The sequence below is a fragment of the Streptomyces antarcticus genome (assembly GCF_026627255.1).
Classification (GTDB): domain Bacteria; phylum Actinomycetota; class Actinomycetes; order Streptomycetales; family Streptomycetaceae; genus Streptomyces; species Streptomyces antarcticus.
This window is the reverse complement of the sequence record NZ_JAPNLM010000049.1, coordinates 13,620-33,246: the sequence shown is the minus strand read 5'-3', so window position 1 is coordinate 33,246 and position 19,627 is coordinate 13,620. Positions and strand designations below refer to the sequence as shown.

The window sequence follows — 19,627 nt, the reverse complement described above, 5'->3', positions numbered from 1 at the left end:
GGGGGCGGGGGGTGGTTCTAGGCGGCCGCCGTGCGGCGGGCGTCGGCGATGAAGGTGTCGATGGCCTCGACGCTGCGGAAGTTGTTGGGGTCCAGGTCGGCGTCGCCGATGGCGAGCTCGAAGCGGTCCTCGACCCAGGCGATGAGCTTGAGGACGCCGAGGCTGTCGATGACGCCGTCGTTGAGGAGGTCGTGGTCGACGGCGAGTTCGCCGGCCGGGGTGCCGGGGAGGAACTCGGTGATGACGAAGTTCTTGATGGTGGTGACGTTGCTCATGACGGGATTCCTTCGGCGAGAGGTGCGGCGGGTGCGGTGGCGTGTGCGGTGGTGGTGGTGAGCTGGTCGAGGCGGTCGAGGGCTCTGCGGTCGACCTTTCCGGTGGCGGTCTTGGGCAGGGGGGTGTCGGTGAGGGTGAGCTGGTGGGGTACGGCGGCCCGGGGCAGGTGGCGGGCGCAGTGGGTGCGCAGTTGCAGGCCGGTGAGGGTGGAGCCGGGGGCGCGCTGGACGCCGGCGATGAGTTTGCGTCCGGCGATGGGGTCGGGGAGGGCGGCGACGCCGGCTTCCAGGACGTCGGGGTGTTCTTGCAGGACGCGTTCGATCTCGGCGGTGTTGACGGCGACTCCGCGGACCTTGACCTGGAAGTCGGTGCGTCCGGTCAGGTGCAGGGTGCCTGCGGCGTCGCGGCGTACGAGGTCGCCGGTGCGGAACCAGCGGCGGTCGTCGAGGCCGAGGGGGTGGGCGGTGAACTTGTCGGCGTGGCGGGTGCGGTCGAGGTAGCCGCGGGTCTGGAAGGGGGTGGAGACGTAGAGCTCTCCGCTGCCGGGTCCTTCGACGGGCCGGCGGGTGTCGGGGTCCAGGACGAGGGCGTGGACGCCGGGCAGGGGGCGGCCGATGGGGACGGGCGGGAAGGGGGTGGTGGTGGTGTCGAGTTCGTGGATGAAGCTGTCGTTGGTCTCGGTGCAGCCGTAGATGTTGTGGATGCGGGCGGTGGGGAAGAGGACGGGCAGGGCGGCGAGGGTGCGGTCGGGGATGGCGTCGCCGGTGAACACGACGTGGTCGACGCCGGGGAAGGTGTCGGCGGTCTTGGCGGCGGCGTCCTGGAGGAGTCCGAAGGCCATGGGGACGGCCTGGACGATGTCGACGTCGTGGCGCAGGACCAGGTCGCGCAGGTGGCGGCCGTGGGCGGCGAGGGCGGGGTCGACGAGGACGACGCGTCCGCCGCGGGCCAGGGTGGTCCATACGTCCAGGAGGCAGAGGTCGAAGTTGAGGGGGGCGTAGTTCAGGACGGTGCGGCCGGGGCCGATGTCGAAGGTGTGGCCGGCCCAGCGGGTGAAGCGGTCGACGGCGTCCAGGCCCAGCGGGACGATCTTGGGGAGGCTGGTGGAGCCGGAGGTGGTGAGCATGAGGGCCGTGTCGGCGGCCTCGTCGGCGGGGAGCGGCTGGGCGGGGGTGTCGGGGCTGGGGGCCAGGCGGGCGGGTTCGCCGCCGGGGGCCAGGACGTGGGTGCAGCCTGCCTGGGCGAAGAGGTCGGCGAGGAGGGTGTCGGCGAGGGCGGGTGAGGGCAGGAGCAGCGGCCGGTGGGCGAGGAGGCAGGCCAGGACGAGGGCGACGGTGGCCGGGGACTTGTCGGCGAGGATGCCGACGGGGGTGTGCGGGGGCAGGCTGAGGCGGGCGAGGCGTTCGCGTTCGCGGCCGGCGAGTTCGTAGAGGGCGCGGTAGGTGGTCTCCTCGCCGTTGAAGAGGAGCGCGGTGGCGTGGGGGCGGTCGCGGACCTGGGTGAGGAATCCGCCGAGGAGGCCGAGTTCGAGGGCCGGGGTGGTGGTCACGGGTGGTCGCCTCCCTGGGGCCGGGCGGGCTGGGCGAGTTCGATCCAGCCGCTCTTGACGGCGGTGCCGGCGGGGGTCTTGCAGGTGAAGCGGACGACGCGGGCTTCGGCGTCGGGCTGGAGGGTGATCTCCAGGGGGATGCCGGGGGGTACGGGGGCGGAGAAGCGGCAGCCGAGGCCGCGGACGCGGGCGGAGTCGCCGTCGGCGAAGCGGTCGGCGGCTTCCTCGACGGCGAGGGCGACGACGCTCATGCCGTGGGCGATGACGGTGTCGAAGCCGGCGGCGCGGGCGGCGCGGGCGTCGAGGTGGATGGGGTTGAGGTCGCCGGAGGCGTGGGCGTAGGTGCTGATCCAGTCGGTGGTCAGGGCGTGTACGGCGCTGTGGGGGGTGCCGGTGCCCTGGGGGGCGGGGGCCGGGGGGGCGCCGCCGGTGATGTCGCCGAAGGGTTCCAGGGTGGTGGCGCCGACGAGGAGGGCGGAGATGAGGAGTTCGGCGAAGGGTTCGGGGCCGTCCTCGCCGGTGAGGCGGATCCTGAGGGCGATGCGGGCGCCGCGGGGTTCCTTGCGGATGCCGGTGACGTCGAGGCGGGCGGTGACTTCCTCGCCGGGGCGGACGGGGCGCTGGGTGCGGATGTCCTGGCCGAGGTGGACCACGGAGACGGGGCCGGGTTCGCCGGCGGTGAGGGCGGCGACGGTCTGTTCGGCGAGGGTGTGGGCCAGGACGAAGGTGTGGACGGGTGAGGCCTGGCCGGGGCGGGCGGTGGGCAGGCCGGGCCGGGCGGCGCCGCGGTAGTCGGTGATCTGCGGTTCGGTGACGGTCAGGGTGCGGACCGGGGAGGGGAGCGTGAGGAGCGTCATGCGGGGACCACCACCACGGAGGAGTTGTGGCCGCCGAACCCGAAGGAGTTCGTGATCGCGGGTCCGGGGCGCACGGCGCGGGGGGCGCCGTGGACGACGTCGATGTGCATTCCTGGCTCCTGCTGTTCGTGGTTGGCGGTGGGCGGTACCTCGCAGTGCCGCATGGCCTGGACGGTGGCGATGAGTTCGACGGCGCCGGCGGCGCCGATGAGGTGGCCGATGACCGACTTGGGGGCGGTGACGGGGGGCTGGGCGGTGCCGAAGACCTTGGTGAGGGCGGCGGCTTCGGAGCGGTCGTTGTGGGGGGTGGAGGTGCCGTGGGCGTTGACGTGGACGATGTCGTGGGCGTCGAGTCCGGCGTCGGCGATGGCTCCGGCCATGGCGGCGGCGGCGCCCGCGCCGTCGGGCAGTGGCATGGCGAGGTGGTGGGCGTCGGCGGTGGCGGCGTATCCGGCGACCAGGCCGTAGGTGGTGGCGCCGCGGGCGCGGGCGTCGTCCAGGCGTTCCAGTACGACGAATCCGGCGCCCTCCCCCATGACGAATCCGTCGCGGTCCTTGTCGAAGGGGCGCGAGGCGTGTTCGGGGTCGTCGTTGCGCAGGGAGACGGCGTTGAGGTTGCCGAAGCCGGCCAGGGTGACGGGGGTGAGGGTGTGTTCGGCGCCGCCGGCGATGACGAGGTCGGCGCGGTGGGTCTGCAGGAGCATCAGGGCGTGGCCGATGGCGTCGGCGCCGCTGGCGCAGGTGTTGGCGACGGTCAGGGCGGGGCCGGTCCAGCCGAGGCGGATGGCGATGTGGGCGGCGGCGGCGTTGGGCATCGTCATCAGCGGCATCAGCGGGTTGACGCGGGCGGGGCCGCCTTCGGTGAAGTGGGCGGACTCCAGGTCGCTGGTGGCGCGGCCGCCCACCGCGTTGCCGACGACGATGGCGGTGCGGCCGGGTTCGGCGGTGGGTGAGCCGGCGTCGCGGTGGGCGGCGAGGGCGGCGGCGGTGCCGTAGTGGGCGAAGGGGTCCATCCGGCGGGCTTCCTTGGCGGGGACGAGGCCGGCGAGGCCCTCCAGGCCGCGGACGCGGCAGCCGATGCGGACGCGGTGGCGGCTGAGGTCGAAGTGGGTGAGGGCGGCGGCGGTGGACCGGCCGGCCCGCAGTGTGTCCCACAGGTCGTCGGGGGTGCACCCGCCGGGGGTGACCACGCCCATGCCGGTGATGGCTACGGGCGGCCGCGCCGAACTGCCCCTGGACGGTCCAGGCATGTGTGCTCCCTTGGGTGGGTGGGGTCGTCGTGGGGGCGTCAGATGATGCGGCACTCGCGTGCCGACTTGATGAAGGCCTCGGCGGCGAACTCGAGGTCGGCCTTGGTGTGGGCGGCGGTGATGGCGATGCGCAGCCGGGCCAGGTCGTTGGGGACGGCCGGGGTGACGACGGGGAGGCCGATGACGCCGTTCTTGCGGCAGACGGTGGCGTAGTCGTAGGCGGCGGTGTCGGAGCCGGCGATGACGGGTACGACGGCGGTCTCGCTGTCGACGGTGCTGATGCCGGCGTCGTGGAGGGTGGTGCGGAAGCGCTCGGCCTCGCGCTGGATGAACTCCACGCGCTCGGGCTCGCGCTGCAGGATGCGCAGGGATTCCAGGGCGGCGGCGGACTGGGCGGGGCCCAGGGCGGCGGAGAAGAGGAAGGGGCGGGCGGCGTACTTGAGGTGGTGGATGAGTTCGGCGGAGCCGGCGACCCAGCCGCCCATGGAGGGGATGGCCTTGGAGAGGGTGCCGAGTTTGACGTCGACCTTCACCTCGTAGTCGAAGTGCTCCTCGATGCCCTTGCCGGTGGCGCCGATGACGCCGAGGGCGTGGGCCTCGTCGACCATCAGGAGGGCGTTGTGGGCGTCGCAGACCTTGCGGAGGTCGACGAGGGGGGCGATGTCGCCGTCCATGGAGTAGACGCTGTCGACGATGACCAGGCGGACGCCGGTGTCGGGGGCGGCGGCCAGGCGGCGCTCGAGGTGGGTGACGTCGTTGTGGCGGAAGCGGGTGACGGTGGCGCCGGAGAGCTTGCAGCCGTCGACGATGCTGGCGTGGTCGTACTTGTCGATGAAGACGGTGTCGCCGGGGCCGACCAGGGCGCCGACGGTGCCGACGTTGGCGGCGTAGCCGGAGCCGAAGACGAGGGCCTGCTGGCGGCCGGCGAACTTGGCGACCTCGGCTTCCAGTTCCTCGTGGAGGGGGGTGGAGCCGGCGAGGGCGCGCACTCCGTGGTTGCCGGTGCCGTAGCGGTCGACGGCTGCCTTGGCGGCGGAGACGACGCGTTCGTCGCCGGCGAGGCCGAGGTAGCTGTAGCCGGACATCATGAGGAGGCGCTGGCCGTCCTGGTCCGCGTAGGCGGAGTCGCGCTCGACGGTGTAGGCGACGAAGCTGTTCTTGCGGTTGGGCTCGTATTCCAGGGATTGGACGCGGTCCCTGAAGTAGGCCAGCTTCGGCTCGAGTCGGCTCCAGGCAGCGGATGCGTTCACGTTCTTCTCCTCGTTCGCGATCGTCCGGCGGACCCGGAACTCCCTCTGTGCTCCGCCGTTGTTCCGGCGGGGCTCTAGTGGAATTCCATTAAGACTCCTGGGGCGCAATAGCGGCGCAAGAGCGGGGCGACAGTGGAACCACAGGGGGGCTACAGCGGCGCTCGAAGCGGTAAAGGGGCTGCCCGGACCTGGGGTTTCATTCGCGGGGAAATGTTTGCCGGCCGCTGTTGACATGCGGAGACGGCCCGCCGGTATCCTCTGAATCGCACGAACTAGGGGGACACGGCCGGAAGCCGACCGTTTCGGAGAGTGCATTGTGCTGATCAGACTGATAGGTCTTGTCACGATCGAGCCGGACGGAGCACCGCCGCAGCACCTCTCCAGCGCGCAGGCGCAGGTGGCGTTCGCCCGGCTGCTGATCGAGCGCCACGGGGGGACGGACCGCGATCAGCTGGCCGAAACCGTGTGGCCCGAGGGGCTGCCGGACACGTGGGCGTCGGCGCTGCGGAGCCTGGTGAGCCGGGTGCGTACGTTCGTCTCGACGCCGCAGGACCAGCCGGGGGTGATTCCGCTGGTCGCGCAGAGCGGCCGCTATCTGCTGCGGATCCCGCAGGACGCGGCGGTGGACGTGGAGTGCGCGGAGGCCGCGGTGGCCGAGGCGTCGGAGGCGTACGCGGAGGGCGCCTTCGCGGTGGCGCAGCAGCTGGCGTCGGGCGCGGTGTCGAATCTGCGGGGCTCGTTCCTGCCCTCGCACGAGGGTGAGTGGGTCAACGCGATGCGTGAGCAGTTGGAGGAGCTGCGGCTGAAGGCGCTGGAGACGGCGAGCCTGGCGTCCTCGGCGCTGGGTGACGAGCACCACGCGCTGCGGTACGCGGAGGAGGCGGTGCGCCGGGCGCCGTTCCGGGAGAGTGCCTACCGCTGCCGGATGGCGGCGCACACGCGGGCCGGGAACCGGGCGGAGGCGCTGCGCAGTTACCAGCAGTTGCGGGAGGTGCTGGCGGAGGAGCTGGGCATCGATCCGGCGCCGGAGACGGAGGCGGCGTACCTGGAGCTGCTGCGGACGCCGGAGCCGCGGCCGGCGCTGCGGTCGTTCACGTGTCTGGACCCGGTGCTGATGGGGGTGTTCGAGGTGGACCACCGGGCGCCGCGGCCGTGCTCGCTGGCGGACCACGGGTGCGTGACGCACCCGGTGCGCTCCTCCCCCGCCGCCTGAGCGGCCGGCCGCGTACGGGAAGGGCCGCCGCCGCGGATCGTCCGCGGCGGCGGCCTTCGTGTGCCCGTACGCCGGTGTCCCCCGCACGCGGGTACGCCGGTACCCCGCCGGGCGGCGGGGCCGGGCGGGGACGTGGGGCGGCCCCGGCCTCCCTGGGGGGTGGGGGGCCGGGGCCGGTGGTGCGGCGGGGGTCAGGTGATGGAGACGCCGCTGTCGATGCTGATGACCTGGCCGGTCATGCAGTCCTGGTCGAGGAAGAGGCCGGCGCTGCGGGCGACTTCCTCGACGGTGACGAAGCGGGGGATGGGGGCCTTGTCCTCCATGCCCTCGATCACCCGGTCCGGGAGGGTGTTCGTCATGCCGGTGATCATGAAGCCGGGTGACAGGGCGTTCACCGTCACCCCGCGCCGGCCGCATTCCGCGGCGAGGGTGCGGGTGAAGCCGATGAGGCCTGCCTTGGACGCCGAGTAGGCGGTCTGGCCGGCGGTGGCGATGATGCCGGACGGCGACACGATGTTGATCACCCGGCCCCAGCGCTGGCGCAGCATGTACGGCACCGAGACGCGGGCGGTGTGGAACGAGCCGATGAGGTTGGTCTGGATGACCTGCGCCCAGTCGGCGGGGTTCTGCATCGCCATGAGGCTGTCCTTGCGGATGGCCCCGTTGTTGACGAGGACGTCCACCGGGCCGAGTTCGGCGGAGATCTGCTCGTAGAGGGCCTGCGTGGCCTCCCACGAGCCGACGTCGCCGGTGACCAGCACCGAGGGGTTGGACAGTTTCTCCCGGACGGCCTCGGCGGCCTCCCTGGAGCTGTTGTAGTGGACGGCGACCCGGCAGCCCAGCGCGTCCAGCTCCAGCGCCAGGGCCTGGCCGAGGCCGCCCGAGGCGCCGGTGACCAGGGCCACCGGGGCGTCCGGGCGCCGGCCCGTGCTCTTCTTGCTCATGCGGCGACACCGCCCCATTCCATGAGGATCGAACCCCAGGTCATGCCGGCTCCGAAGCCGGCCAGCAGGACCTTGTCGCCGGCCTTGATGCGGCCCTCTTCGAGGGCCTCGGTCAGCGCGATGGGGATCGACGCCGAGGCCGTGTTGCCGTACTTCTGGAGGTTGGTGATCAGAGCCTCCTGCCGCAGCCCGGTGTGCGAGAGGATCGAGTTGATGATCCGGATGTTGGCCTGGTGGGGTACGACGTGGTCGATGTCGGCCGCGTCGACCTTGGCGCTCTCCAGCGTCTCGCGGACGGTGCGCACGGTGTAGCGGACGGCGTTGAGGTAGATCTCGTTGCCGTTGATCTGCGCGTAGTGCAGGCCCGCGTCCAGGGTCTCCTGGGTGGTGGGCATCCGGCTGCCGCCGGCGAGGACCTTCAGGGAGCCGGTGCAGGCGCCGTCGGCGCCCAGGTTCCACGCCTTGACGCGGTTCTCGGGGCCCGGCTGGAGGACGACCGCGCCCGCGCCGTCGCCGACGAGGATCGACAGGTCCCGGTCGGCGGGGTTGGCCGTCAGGGTGTGGGTGTCGGAGCCGATGAGCAGGATCGGGCGGGGGTCGATGGCGATGAGGGCCATCGCGGACACCAGCCCGTAGACGAATCCCGCGCACTCGGAGTTGACGTCGTGCGCGCTCCCGGAGATGCCCAGTTCGTGGTGCACGAACGCGGACGTCGCCGGGGACGGCTGCTCGGGTGTGGCGGTCGCCACGATGAGGTGGGCGATGTCGGCGCCGGTCAGGCCCGCTTTGTCCAGCGCGCGCCGGCCGGCCTCGACGGCCAGGGAGGCGGTGGTCTGCCCCGGGTTGACCGCCCGCCGCTCGCGGATGCCGCAGCGGCTGACGACCCAGTGCTCGTCGACGCCGAAACGCGTCGCGAGCTCGGCACTGGTGACGACGCGTTCGGGTACGGACATGCCCCACCCGGTGATGTCGAAGCCGGTCACGTCACCCCTCGCTACGCCTGAGCCGGGACGAGGTCGACGATCTTCGCGTACACGTCGCGCAGAGTCGTCGTGTCGTCGAGGTCGGCGAAGAGGGACTCGTCGGCCGGGATGTGCGGGTACTGGTTCTGGAATCCGTACAGCCACTCCATCAGGTCAAGCGAGTCGACGTCCGCGATGTGCTGGAGCGGGGCGTCGGGGCTGACCTCCGCGGCACCCGAAACGGCCTCGAGCTGGCTCGCCAGTTCTTCGATGGTGGGCAGCGACATGGGGTCGGTCCTCTCTCGGCAATGCAACTCGGCAGTGCGTGTCTGGTTTCGATAGCGATGAAATATCCGCCCCCGCAAGGAAGGCGCAACACGGGCCGCTGTCCTGAATGCGTTCCGTCTTGCGCGGGCCTTGCGGGGCATCGGGTTTCCTCGGACGCGAATTAGGAAATACGGCCCGCCGGACACGCAGGAAAGAGGATCAGGATGACAACGGTCGCCCCCAAGTCGGTGGACCCCGAGGTCGATGCGATCAGGCACCACTACGAGGTCAGCAACGATTTCTACCGGCTCCTGCTGGGCCCCTCGATGATGTATTCCGGCGGTTACTGGGAGGCCGGCGAGGACCTCAACGCCGCGCTCGACGAGGCGCAGTACCGCAAGCTCGACAAGTTCGCCGAGCTCGCAGGCGTCAGCCCGGCCACCGGGCGCGTCCTGGACATCGGCTGCGGCTGGGGCACGATGCTCAACCGCCTCACCACCGTGCACGGTGCGGGGCAGGCCGTGGGCCTGACCCTGTCGCGGACGCAGGAGGCGTTCATCGCCGGCCTGGACAACCCGCGGATCACCACGCTGGTGCAGAGCTGGGCGGACTACAAGGTCGCCGACGACAGCGAGAAGTACGACGCGGCGTTCTGCATCAACGCGCTGGAGCACTTCGTGTCCTCCAACCTGCCGCCGAAGGAGCGCACCAAGCGCTACCGGTTCTTCTTCCAGCAGGTGGCGGGCGCCCTGAACCCGGGTGCGAAGTTCGTGCTGCACACGATGACGGCCGAGGCGCTGCCGATGACGCGTGGACTGCTGGACGACCTGAAGTTCCTGCAGCGTTCGGAGTTCGAGGGCTGCCACATCCCGCACCTGAGCGAGCTGAGCGCGGCGGCGGAGGGTCTCTTCGAGATCGACGAGGTCGTCAACGAGCGCGAGTCGTTCGCGATGGCGTGCCGGGCGTGGCTGGTGCTGCTGGCCGAGCGCCGGGACGAGGCCGTGGCCCTGGAGGGCGAGGAGGTCGTCTCGCGTTTCGAGCGCTACCTGGACATCTTCGCGTACACGCTCGAGGACAAGTTCTTCAACAACTTCCGCGTCACCATCACGCGCCGCTAAGGAGCCAGACGTGACGAGCATTCTCGAGCCGGCCAAGGACGGCGGGGCACGTACGGGCACCGAGCCGGCTCCCGGCGGCCGCGGCCCGACCCGGCATCTGCGGGTCGCGGTCATCGGCACCGGGTTCTCGGGCCTGGGCACCGCCATCCGGCTGCTGCAGTCGGGCATCGACGACTTCCTGGTGTTCGAGCGGGCCGACGAGGTCGGCGGCACCTGGCGCGACAACAGCTATCCGGGTTGTGCGTGCGACGTCATGTCCCACCTCTACTCGTTCTCCTTCGCCCGGAACCCGGAGTGGAAGTCGACGTTCGCCTCGCGGGACGAGCTGTACGCCTATCTGCGGGACACCGCCGACCGCTTCGGGGTGCGCCCGCACATCCGGTTCGGCCACGAGCTGGAGGCCGCCCGCTGGGACGAGGGCGAGCGGCACTGGATCATCGAGACCTCGCAGGGCCGGTACACGGCCCAGTTCCTGGTCACCGGGACCGGCTACCTCAGTGAGGCGGCGGTTCCGGACATCAAGGGGCTGGACGGGTTCGAGGGCACGGTGTTCCACTCCTCGGACTGGAACCACGACCACGACCTGGCCGGCCGCCGCGTCGCCGTCATCGGTACGGGTGCCTCGGCGATCCAGTTCGTGCCGAAGATCCAGCCCGAGGTCGGGCAGCTGGACCTCTACCAGCGCACTCCCCCGTGGATCGGGCCCAAGCCCGACAAGGCCAACAGCGAGCTGCACACGAAGATGCTCCGCTCGCTGCCCGGCTACCAGCAGTTCCGGCGGGGCTTCAACCAGTGGGGCCGGGAGGTCCTGGCGTTCTTCTGGAAGCGGCCCAAGCTCGCCGAGAAGGTCCAGAAGATGGCGAGCGACCATCTGGCGAAGTCGGTGCCGGACGAGGCGCTGCGGGCCAGGCTGACGCCCGACTACCTGGTGGCGTGCAAGCGGCTGCTGTTCTCCAACACCTGGTATCCGGCGATCCAGCAGCCCAACGTGGAGATCGTCAGCGAGGGCATCGCGGAGGTCCGCGCGAAGTCGATCGTCGGGTTGGACGGTGTGGAGCGCGAGGTCGACACGATCATCCTGGGTACGGGATTCCTGGCCACCGACCGGCCTGTGGCCCGCCGGATCTGGGGGCGGGAGGGGGTGCGGCTGCGTGATGCGTGGCAGGACGGCATGTCCGCGCACCGGGGGACCACGATCGCCGGTTTCCCCAACCTGTTCATGCTGCTGGGCCCGAACACGGCGCTGGGGCACTCCTCGCAGACCGTGATGATCGAGGCGCAGGTCCAGTACGTCGTGGACTCGCTGAAGCAGGCCGAGAAGCGGGGCCTGGCCAGTATCGAGGTGCGCCGGGAGGCGCAGGACGCCTACAACCGCAAGCTCGACGGGCATCTGGCGGGCACGGTCTGGATGTCGGGCGGCTGCAAGAGCTGGTACCTCGACGCGAACGGCCGCAACACGTCGATCTTCCCGACGTACACCTGGCGCTTCCGCCGCGGCACCAAGCGCCTGGACCTGAGCGAGTACCAGCTCGCTTCCCGGGTGCGCAGCACCAAGCCGGTACCTCACCAGTAGGAGACGCACGCAGATGAGCAGCACCCCTAGAACCGACGTCGGCGCGAGCGCCGAGCCCTCCCGCCGCCGGATCCTCGGCGGTATGGCGGCGACGGCCGTGGCCGTCGTCGGCTGGAACGTGGTGGACCAGACGTGGGCGACCGCCGCCGAGGCGGCGGGCAACCCCAACGTGGTTCCGGTGCCGGGCCTGACCGGCACCCTGGAGACGACACCGGCCACGGTGGACGCCTTCGCCAACGACTTCGGTCACCTCTTCGACGGTGCGCCGAGCAAGCCGTGGGCGGTGCTGCGCCCCGGTGGTGTCGAGGACATCGTGACGATCGTCAACTACGCCCGTGCCAACGGCATCAAGGTCGCCGTCAACGGTCAGGGCGGTACGGGTGACGACATCGAGTCGCACTCGGTGTACGGCCAGGCGCGGGTGCCGGGCGGCATCTCCATCGATGCCAAGGGCATGTCCCGGATCGTGTCCATCGGCGGCGACCACGCGGTGGTCGAGGCCGGGGTGACGTGGGGTCAGCTGACGGACGCCACGCTGCAGGTGGGCAAGACCCCGCCGGCGCTGCCCGACTACCTGTACATCTCGGTGGGCGGGACGATCAGCATCGGCGGGATCGGCGGGACCGTGCAGCGTTACGGCCTGCTGTGCGACACGGTGCAGTCGATCGACATCGTGACGGGTGACGGCAGGCTGGTGACGGCGACCGCGTCGGTGCGCCCGGACCTGTTCAACGCGGCGCTGTCGGGCGGCGGTCAGGTCGGCATCATCGTGCGGGCCAAGGTGAAGCTGATTCCGGCGCCGAAGCGGGCCGTCATCTTCAGCCTGTACTACAACACGGTGGAGCAGTACCTGATCGACTCCGAGCGGGTGCTGGCCGACGGCCGGTTCGAGGTCCACGCGGGTGAGATGCAGCGCACTCCGGACAACTCGGGCTGGCGGTACAAGCTGGAGGTCGGGGCGACGTACAACACGACGCCGCCGAACCGGGCGCGGCTGCTGTGCGACCTGAAGGACGTGCGGGCGGAGGCGGTCATCGAGGACGTGACGTACCGGGACTACATGTTCCGGCTCGACGCGTACGAGGCGTACCTGAAGGAGGGCGGCCACTGGTACACGCCCAAGCCGTGGCTGAGCATGTTCCTGCCGGCGTCGAAGACGAAGGCGTTCATGAAGCTGGTGGAGCAGGAGCTGGACGCGAGTTCGCTGGGCGGGGGGTTCCTGCTCTTCTACCCGTTCCACTCCTCGAAGATCAAGCGGCCGCTGGCGGTGATGCCGAACGAGTCGGTGGTCTACCTGTTCGACCTGCTGCGGTTCCCGAACCCGGGTGAGCCCAACATCCAGGGCATGATCGACCAGAACCGGCGGCTGTACGACATCGCGGTGGGTCTGGGCGCGAAGCGCTACCTGGTGGGTTCGATCCCGATGTCGGGTGCGGACTGGCAGAAGCACTTCGGCACCCGGTGGAGCGGGTTCGTCAACGCCAAGCGGAAGTACGACCCGAACAGCATGTTCACGCCGGGCCAGGGCTTCTTCGCCTGACGGCGGCCGGCGGCGCCCGAGGGCGGCCGTGTGGTCCCGGCGGCGGGGGCGGGGTGAGGCATCCCCGTCCCCGCCGCCCCCTTTTTTTGTCCCGTACCGAGTGGAGGCCTGGAGATGACGACGTACGACCTGATCGACGAGGCGGTGATCGACGCCCCGGCGGATGACGTCTGGGCGGCGCTCGTCGCGGAGTTCCGCGGCGCGAAGCAGTGGTGGGTGCCGCACAACACGTTCACCTCGGTGTCCGGTGCCCCGGACGCGGTGGGCGGCGAGGTCGGTGTGACGGTGCACACCAAGGGGTCCGACAAGGGGGGCCTGAAGCTGCGCTTCACCTCGCGGACGGTGGCGGTGGAGCCGGGCCGGCGGCTGGACGTCGAGTACGTGTCGGGGGTCTTCCGCGGTCCGGGCAGTTTCGTGCTGGAGCCGCTGGCGGGCGGCCGGACGCGGATCGCGATGCACTTCACGGGCAGTCCGCACGGCTGGCTGAAGGTGCTGGCGAAGGTCGCGGACCTGGGCGCGGAGCACTCCAAGGGCACCCTGGCGGCGTTCGAGTCGCTGAACCGGCGGCTGTCGGGGGTGCCGCGGTGAGTACGGCTTCGGAGGTCACGCACGAGGTGACGGTCCGTACGGATGACGGCGCGGAGCTGGCGGTGACGGTGCTGGCGCCGCTGGCGGGTTCGGTGGCGGCCGGTGACGTGGTGCTGGTGCACGGCTGGGCGCACTCGCGGCGGGCGTGGGGGACGGTCGCGGACCGGCTGATCCGGGCCGGGCACCGGGTGGTGCTGTACGACCAGCGCGGGCACGGTGCCTCGACGCTGGGCCGTACGCCGGTGTCGGTGGAGCGGCTGGGTGCGGACCTGGCGTCGGTGCTGGGCGAGACCGGTGCGCGGGAGGCGGTGGTCGTGGGGCATTCGGGCGGCGGGTTCGCCGCCCTGGCGTACGCGGCGACGTCGCCGTCGGCGGGCCGGCTGCGCGGGCTGGTGCTGCTGGGGACGGCGGCGCACGGTCAGGACACGCCGGAGAGCGAGGTGAAGATGATGGGCAACCCGCTGTTCTCGTGGGCGCTTCGCCGGCGGTGGCTGGGCGGGAAGCTGCTGGGGTCCACGATGGGCAAGGGGGTGGATCCGGTGGTGCGGGATGTGAACCGGCAGCTGTTCGCGGCGACCGTGCCCCGGGTGCGGGCGGACTTCTTCCGCTGTACGCGGGGCTGGGACGTGCGCGAGGCACTGAGGTCGGTGCGTGTTCCGGCGGTGGTCCTGCACGGCGAGGGCGACAAGGTGATCGGTGCCGGGCTGGCCGAGGCGCTGGCGCAGGTGCTGCCGGGCGCGCGTTTCGAGCGGGTTCCCGGTGCGGGGCACATGCTGCCGCTGGAGCGTCCGCTGGTGGCGGTCGCGGCGGTGGTGGAGCTCGCCTCGAGATGATCGAGGAACTCCTTCCCCCGGGCGTCACGTCGTCGGAGGCTTTCGACGACGCGGCGCCCGCTGTGCTGTTCGCGGCGGAGGCGGCCGTGATGGAGGGCCGCCGGGAGGGCCGGCGGCGGCAGTTCGCGACGGCGCGGGCGTGTGCCCGGCGGTGTCTGGCGCAGTTGCGGCGCCGTCCGGTGGCGGTGCTGCCGGGGGCGGGCGGTGCGCCTGGCTGGCCGGCGGGGGTGGTGGGGAGCATCACCCACTGCGAGGGCTACCGGGCGGCGGTGGCGGCGCCGGCGTCGGTGGCGGCGGCGGTGGGGATCGACGCGGAGCCGGCCGGGCCGCTGCCGGCCGGGGTGCTGGGGCTGATCGCGTCGGAGGCGGAGCGGGCGCATCTGGCGGCGCTGGCCGTAGCGGATCCGTCGCTGCCGTGGGAGCGGGTGTTCTTCTCCGCGAAGGAGGCCGCGTACAAGGCGTGGTATCCGGCGACGGGGATCTGGCTGGGGTTCCGTGACGCCTCGCTGGCCCTGTCCCCCGCGGGTACGTTCGCGGTCACGATGCGGCCGCCGGTGCCGGTGCCGGTGGACCCGGTGTACGAGGGCCGCTGGCTGGCGGGCGGGGGGCTGGTGCTGACGGCGGTGGTCCGCCCGCCCGGCCGGTGACCGGCCGGGCCGGTGAACCGCCGCCCGGCTGGTGAAGCGCCCGGTCCGGTGGCCCGCCCGGGCCGTGGCCGGCGTACGGCGAGGGGTCCGGCCGTGGGCCGCCGTGGGCGGGGGGCGGGTGTCAGGGGGCGGGCAGGACGACGGTGCGGGGGGTGCGGGGGGCTTCCTGCGGGGTGTCGGGGCCGGTGTTGGTGCGGAACTCCTGGGGGCTGACGCCGCGGACGCGTTTGAAGGCGGTGGAGAGGGCGAAGGCGGAGCTGTAGCCGACGCGCCGGGCGACGGTGGCGACGGTGGCGTCGGGTTCGCGCAGCAGGTCGGCGGCGAGTGCCAGGCGCCAGCCGGTGAGGTAGGCGACCGGGGGTTCGCCGACGATGTCGGTGAAGCGGCGGGCCATGGAGGCGCGGGAGACGCCGACTTTCAGGGCGAGTTCGGCGACGGTCCAGCCGTGGGCGGGGTTCTCGTGGAGGAGCCGCAGGGCGGGGCCGACGACGGGGTCGCCCTGGGCGCGGTACCAGGAGGGGGCGCCGCTGGCGGGGGCGGCGAGCCAGGTCCGCAGGACGCCGATGAGGAGCAGGTCCAGGAGGCGGTCCAGGACGATCTCCTGGCCGGGTTCGTCTTTGGAGATCTCCGAGGTGAGCAGGGTGACCAGGGTGTTGTCGGCGGCTTCGGCGGGGCGTACCAGGAGGGAGGGCAGGGCGCTGAGGAGGCGGCGGCCGATCTCGCTGGGTGCCTGGTAGGTGCCGCTGAGCATGACGGCGGAGCCGGCGTCCTGGAAGGTGTCGCCCCAGGTGCGGACGCCCAGTGCCATGGTGTCGGTGACGTCCTGGCCCTCTTCGGTGCTGCAGCGCTGTTCGGGGCCGACGGTGATCTGGACGGGGGTGGTGGGGGTGTCGGCGACGGTGTAGGGGTCGGGGCCGCGTACGACGGCGACGTCTCCGGGGCGGATGGGGACGGGGTCGCCGTGGTCGGGGATGAGCCAGGCGTCGCCGTGGACCATGGTGACCACCGAGAGCGGGGCGCGGTCTTCGACGCGCAGGGACCAGGGCGGGTTGAAGACGGATTTGAGGAGGAAGGCGCCCCGGGCTTTGGGGCCTTCGAGGAGGCCGGTCAGCGTGTCCATGTGTACATCCTCTCCGGGAACACGGCGAAGCGCCCGCTCTCCCGCGGGGGACGGAGAATAGAGAGCGGGCGCCGTTCACGGGGGTGGTGCGGGTGGTGCCGGGTGGCCGTGGCGGCGTGGGGGCGCCGGTGTGCGGCCGGGGCGGGGCCGGTTACGCCGATCCGCGGCCGTGGAGGGTCAGGGCGCGGCCGAGTGCGGCCAGGGCCGCGGTGCAGGCGGCGGTGCGGATGAGGTTGCCGGTGGCCCAGCGGCCGCCGAAGCGGGTGCGGGCGGCGGCGGCGTCGGCGCCGGCGCGGGCGAGCTGGTTGTTGAGGGGGATGTTGACGGCGGCGGTCACGGCCAGGGAGAGGCCGTAGAGGGCGAAGGCGGTCCAGCCCCAGCGGGCGGCGTCGGGGCGGCCGCCGCGCTGCTGCTGGACGGCGGCGACGCCGGTGGCGAGGAACGCGCCGAGGAACAGGAGGCCGAACAGGCCGTTGTCGATGGCTTCGTTGATGTTGCGCATGGCGGTGACGTAGGTGTGGTCGTCGCCGCGGCTCAGGCCCGGCATCACGGAGATGTCGAAGGCGAAGTAGAGGCCTGCCATCAGTCCGGTGCCGACCGTGGCCGCCACCAGGGTGGCGGACTGGGTGGTCGTGGCTGTCACTTCAGGATTCCCTTCAGGGTGCGCTCGTAGCGCCGTGCCAGCAGCGTCGCGCCGATGAGGCGGACGGGCGGCGGGATGGTGGCGGAGACGTGCGCGACGGACCGGCGTGGTGCGCCGTCGAACATCCAGGGCTGCAGGTGGGTCATCACGCGCATCGGGGCGCTGGCGACGACTTTGCGTTCCTCGGCGAGGTAGGCGCGTTCACCTAGGCGTTCGAAGACGGGGAAGATGATCCGTTCTTCGTCGCGGAGGTGGTCGCGGAGCACCGACTCGAAGGTGTGGGAGGCGCGGACGAGGCCGTCGCCGCGGCGGGCGATGGCGGTGGAGACGGCGTCCATGGCGGCGTCGAGTTCCTCGTGGTCCTCGTGGAGTTCGCGGGCCTGGGCGTCGAAGTCGGGGTCCTTGCGGCGCAGTCCCGGCCACAGGACGTCGTCCTCGCTGGTGTGGTGCCACTCGATGGTCTCGCGCAGGCGCTGCCACCAGGGGGCTCCCGCCGTGCTCCACTGGGGGGCGGCGGTGCGCAGCCGGGCCGCGTCGCGCCGCATCGCGATGTGCATGAGGGCGAAGCCGTGGAAGTACGGTGGGAGTGTTTCCAGGCCGTGTTCGCTGGAGAACGACTTGGGTGCGGGCATGGCAGCCTCCTGCCGGTCGGTCGTGCGCGGTGCGCGTGTGCGTCCCCCGGGGTGTGTCCGAGCACCGGGCGGCGGCCGTACCAGAGTCGCCGCCCGGTCAGGGAGTGACGGGGGTGCTGCCGGCGGTGCCGGCGGTGCCGGCGGTCAGACGTTCCAGACTCCCGCGGCGGCCGCGTCGCGGGCGAAGTCGGCGAAGTCCTTGGGCTTGCGGCCCAGGGCCTCTTCCACGCCGTGCACCAGGTGCGCGTTGCGGCCGTCGAGGATCATGGTGAACAGGTCGGCGAACTCCTCGGGGAGGTCGTTCTCGCGCAGGACGGCGCGGTACTCCTCGTTGGTGACGGAGATGTACTTGATGTCGCGGCCGGTGGCCTTGGACAGTTCGGCGGCGACGTCGGTGTAGCTGAGGAGGCGGGGGCCGGACAGTTCGTAGGTCTTGCCGATGTGCTTGTCGTCGGTGAGGGAGGCGACGACGACGTCGGCGATGTCGTCGGCGTCGACGAAGGCCTCCACGGCGTCCCCGGTGGGCAGGGCGATCTCGCCGGCGAGGACGGGCTCCAGGAAGAAGCTCTCGGAGAAGTTCTGGTTGAACCAGCTGGAGCGGACGACGGTCCAGTCGGCGCCGGACGCCTTCAGGTTGTCCTCGCTGACCTCGGCGGCCTCCTCGCCGCGGCCCGAGAGCAGGACCAGGCGGCGGGCGCCCTTGGCGACGGCGGCCTGGGAGAACGCGCCGACCTGCTCGGCGGCGCCGGGGAAGGCGAGGTCGGGGTAGTAGGTGACGTAGACGCGGTCGACGCCTTCCAGCGCGGCGTCCCAGGTGGCGGGCTCGTGCCAGTCGAAGGCGGGCTCGCCGGTGCGGGAGCCGATACGGACCTGGCGGCCCTGGGCGGTGAGCTTCTCGGCGACGCGGCGGCCGGTCTTGCCGTGACCGCCGATAACGAGGGTGATCTGCGTGTTCTGAGTCATGAGTACAGTCAAGTCCAGTCTCGTGAGACGGGCCATAGCCACAAAGCTCAGTTCCATGTGCGTGCGTCTACGAGTGGTCTCTCGGAGCGCGACGGGGAGAGTGTGGCTTCGGCATGAGCCAGGGAATCGTAGGCATGCCCCGCGGGGTCGGGCCATAGCCTTCCGAGTGGTCCTCGACTCTTCGTGGAGCGGCCTTCGAGGGGGTCTCGAGCGGGTGCCGAGCGGTCCTGTACGGCGAGACTTGAGCGGTTCTCCGGCGGGGCGCGGCACGATCGGCGCCGGAGTACCGACCCTCTCGCTGGAGGCCGCATGAACGCCACTCCGGACCATCCGGAGCTCGACCAGTTGTCTGCCGACGTGGCCGGTCTGCTCGGAGGGATCGGGCTCGACCCGGCCGACGGGTGGCCGGCGCGCCGGCACCGCATCGACATCCGCTTCGCGGCGTCGGCCGCGCGCCATCCGGGACGGGTCGCCGCCCGGGACGCGGAGGGACAGGCGACCTATCTGGAACTGGAGTGGCTGGCGGACGACATCGCGCGGCGGCTGTCGGGGCGCAGTGGTCCCGGCGGGGCGGTCGCGGTGCGGGTGCTGCGCTCGTGTGAGGCGGCGGCGGCCGTGGTGGGTGTGCTGCGGGCGGGTGCGGCGGTGCTGCCGCTGGAGCCCGGGCACAACGCGGGGCTGCAGGAGTTCTTGATGCGTGACGCGGGGGCCGGGATGGTCGTCTCGGACAGCGGGCTGCTGCGTGATGAGATCCCGGTGGCGAAGGCGGGCCGGTTCGTCATCGCGGTGCGGCCGCAGGCGGTGGTGCGCCGGGAGATCGCGCCGCAGGCGGCGTTCCTGGCGCTCCCTCAGGGCGGTGCGCCGGGGCGGGCGGCGGCCGTGCGGCCGGTGAGCCACCTGGACGTGCTGTCGTGGGTGGACGGCTGTGTGCCGGTGCTGGGGGTGGGGCCGCAGGACGTGTGGTCGTGCTTCCACTCGCTGAGCCTGGACCTGGGCATGCGGGAGATGTGGGGTCCACTGCTGTCGGGCGGGTGCGCGGTGATGGTGGACCGGGACACGGCCGGCGAGGCGGGCGGATTCGCCCGGCTGCTGGCGGAGCGGCGGGTGACGGTGCTGACGCAGCTGCCGTCGGCGTTCGCGCGGCTGGCGGCGGCGGCGCGGCCGGGGAGCCTGCCGGCGCTGCGGCACGTCCTGCTGGCGGACGAGCCGGTGGACGCGCGGGTGGTGGGCGGCTGGCGGTCCGCGGGGATCGCCCCGCGGGCCGTGGTGCGGGATGTGTCGGGGGCCGCGACGGTGCTGTGAGGGGCCCCTCCTCTCGTGTCCGTTCCGCGGGCGCCTCCGCGCGGGCGCCCGCGCGGGTCGTTTCGCGGGCCCTTCCCCGGGCGCGTCTCCGTGCGGGTCG

The 19,627-nt window shown here is 72.0% G+C and carries 20 protein-coding genes; 8 read left to right on the top strand and 12 right to left on the bottom strand.

Annotation, left to right across the window (positions count from 1 at the left end; genetic code table 11):
* Positions 1-17 precede the first annotated feature (17 nt).
* Genes OTB16_RS37525 through OTB16_RS37505 form a run of 5 tightly spaced genes read right to left on the bottom strand, consistent with a single transcriptional unit; the run spans position 18 to position 5,182 of the window.
* Entirely contained in the window at positions 18-275 is a 258-nt protein-coding gene (locus OTB16_RS37525) for a phosphopantetheine-binding protein (RefSeq protein WP_267727179.1), read from the bottom strand.
* Entirely contained in the window at positions 272-1,825 is a 1,554-nt protein-coding gene (locus tag OTB16_RS37520; protein WP_267727177.1) for an AMP-binding protein, read from the bottom strand. Before OTB16_RS37520 ends, OTB16_RS37525 begins: the two co-directional genes overlap by 4 nt.
* A complete protein-coding gene (locus tag OTB16_RS37515) occupies positions 1,822-2,682 on the bottom strand; it encodes a MaoC family dehydratase (protein WP_267727175.1) in 861 nt (286 codons plus the stop codon). Before OTB16_RS37515 ends, OTB16_RS37520 begins: the two co-directional genes overlap by 4 nt.
* Complete coding sequence (locus OTB16_RS37510) at positions 2,679-3,932, bottom strand: beta-ketoacyl-[acyl-carrier-protein] synthase family protein (RefSeq protein WP_267727173.1); 1,254 nt, start codon at positions 3,930-3,932, stop codon at positions 2,679-2,681. Before OTB16_RS37510 ends, OTB16_RS37515 begins: the two co-directional genes overlap by 4 nt.
* A gap of 38 nt (positions 3,933-3,970) precedes the next feature.
* On the bottom strand, positions 3,971-5,182 hold the full coding sequence (locus OTB16_RS37505) for an aminotransferase class I/II-fold pyridoxal phosphate-dependent enzyme (RefSeq protein ID WP_267727171.1): 1,212 nt from the start codon (positions 5,180-5,182) through the stop codon (positions 3,971-3,973).
* A gap of 316 nt (positions 5,183-5,498) precedes the next feature.
* Between OTB16_RS37505 and OTB16_RS37500 the strand changes: the two genes are divergently transcribed.
* Positions 5,499-6,395, top strand: coding sequence for an AfsR/SARP family transcriptional regulator (locus OTB16_RS37500; RefSeq protein ID WP_267727169.1), 897 nt, complete (start codon positions 5,499-5,501; stop codon positions 6,393-6,395).
* A gap of 191 nt (positions 6,396-6,586) precedes the next feature.
* Here the strand turns inward: OTB16_RS37500 and OTB16_RS37495 are convergent, their stop codons facing one another.
* From OTB16_RS37495 to OTB16_RS37485, 3 genes are read right to left on the bottom strand one after another with little or no spacing between them, the layout of a single operon-like run.
* On the bottom strand, positions 6,587-7,339 hold the full coding sequence (locus OTB16_RS37495; protein ID WP_267727168.1) for an SDR family NAD(P)-dependent oxidoreductase: 753 nt from the start codon (positions 7,337-7,339) through the stop codon (positions 6,587-6,589).
* Positions 7,336-8,322: a 3-oxoacyl-ACP synthase III family protein gene (locus OTB16_RS37490; RefSeq protein ID WP_267727166.1), complete on the bottom strand. Its 987-nt coding sequence runs from the start codon at positions 8,320-8,322 to the stop codon at positions 7,336-7,338. Before OTB16_RS37490 ends, OTB16_RS37495 begins: the two co-directional genes overlap by 4 nt.
* Positions 8,323-8,333: 11 nt before the next feature.
* Positions 8,334-8,588 carry a hypothetical protein gene (locus tag OTB16_RS37485; protein WP_030390264.1) on the bottom strand — a complete coding sequence of 85 codons (255 nt, stop codon included), beginning with the start codon at positions 8,586-8,588 and terminating at the stop codon, positions 8,334-8,336.
* Between the two features lie 204 nt (positions 8,589-8,792).
* On the opposite strand from OTB16_RS37485, the gene OTB16_RS37480 reads away from it, so the two are divergent.
* From OTB16_RS37480 to OTB16_RS37455, 6 genes are all read left to right on the top strand, one after another.
* On the top strand, positions 8,793-9,686 hold the full coding sequence (locus tag OTB16_RS37480) for a class I SAM-dependent methyltransferase (RefSeq protein ID WP_267727162.1): 894 nt from the start codon (positions 8,793-8,795) through the stop codon (positions 9,684-9,686).
* 10 nt (positions 9,687-9,696) lie between these two features.
* Positions 9,697-11,259 (top strand): flavin-containing monooxygenase, encoded by a 1,563-nt coding sequence (locus OTB16_RS37475; protein WP_267727160.1) that lies wholly within the window; start codon positions 9,697-9,699, stop codon positions 11,257-11,259.
* Between the two features lie 13 nt (positions 11,260-11,272).
* Positions 11,273-12,799: an FAD-binding protein gene (locus OTB16_RS37470; RefSeq protein ID WP_267727158.1), complete on the top strand. Its 1,527-nt coding sequence runs from the start codon at positions 11,273-11,275 to the stop codon at positions 12,797-12,799.
* A gap of 114 nt (positions 12,800-12,913) precedes the next feature.
* The gene (locus tag OTB16_RS37465) at positions 12,914-13,387 is read left to right on the top strand and encodes an SRPBCC family protein (protein ID WP_267727156.1); all 474 of its coding nucleotides are present in this window, start codon (positions 12,914-12,916) and stop codon (positions 13,385-13,387) included.
* On the top strand, positions 13,384-14,220 hold the full coding sequence (locus tag OTB16_RS37460) for an alpha/beta fold hydrolase (protein ID WP_267727154.1): 837 nt from the start codon (positions 13,384-13,386) through the stop codon (positions 14,218-14,220). The genes OTB16_RS37465 and OTB16_RS37460 overlap by 4 nt, the downstream gene beginning before the upstream one ends.
* Complete coding sequence (locus tag OTB16_RS37455; RefSeq protein ID WP_267727152.1) at positions 14,217-14,867, top strand: 4'-phosphopantetheinyl transferase family protein; 651 nt, start codon at positions 14,217-14,219, stop codon at positions 14,865-14,867. Before OTB16_RS37460 ends, OTB16_RS37455 begins: the two co-directional genes overlap by 4 nt.
* A gap of 121 nt (positions 14,868-14,988) precedes the next feature.
* On the opposite strand, the gene OTB16_RS37450 is transcribed toward OTB16_RS37455, so the two are convergent.
* From OTB16_RS37450 to OTB16_RS37435, 4 genes are all read right to left on the bottom strand, one after another.
* Entirely contained in the window at positions 14,989-15,987 is a 999-nt protein-coding gene (locus OTB16_RS37450; RefSeq protein ID WP_267727150.1) for an AraC family transcriptional regulator, read from the bottom strand.
* A 151-nt stretch (positions 15,988-16,138) separates the two neighbouring features.
* The gene (locus tag OTB16_RS37445; protein WP_267727148.1) at positions 16,139-16,630 is read right to left on the bottom strand and encodes an anthrone oxygenase family protein; all 492 of its coding nucleotides are present in this window, start codon (positions 16,628-16,630) and stop codon (positions 16,139-16,141) included.
* Positions 16,627-17,262, bottom strand: coding sequence for a hemerythrin domain-containing protein (locus OTB16_RS37440; protein ID WP_267727147.1), 636 nt, complete (start codon positions 17,260-17,262; stop codon positions 16,627-16,629). Before OTB16_RS37440 ends, OTB16_RS37445 begins: the two co-directional genes overlap by 4 nt.
* A gap of 144 nt (positions 17,263-17,406) precedes the next feature.
* The gene (locus tag OTB16_RS37435) at positions 17,407-18,225 is read right to left on the bottom strand and encodes an NAD(P)H-binding protein (RefSeq protein WP_267727145.1); all 819 of its coding nucleotides are present in this window, start codon (positions 18,223-18,225) and stop codon (positions 17,407-17,409) included.
* Between the two features lie 309 nt (positions 18,226-18,534).
* Here OTB16_RS37435 and OTB16_RS37430 point away from each other — a divergent pair, with 309 nt between their 5' ends.
* Positions 18,535-19,527, top strand: a complete 993-nt coding sequence (locus OTB16_RS37430) for an AMP-binding protein (protein ID WP_267727144.1) — start codon at positions 18,535-18,537, stop codon at positions 19,525-19,527.
* Positions 19,528-19,627 lie beyond the last annotated feature (100 nt).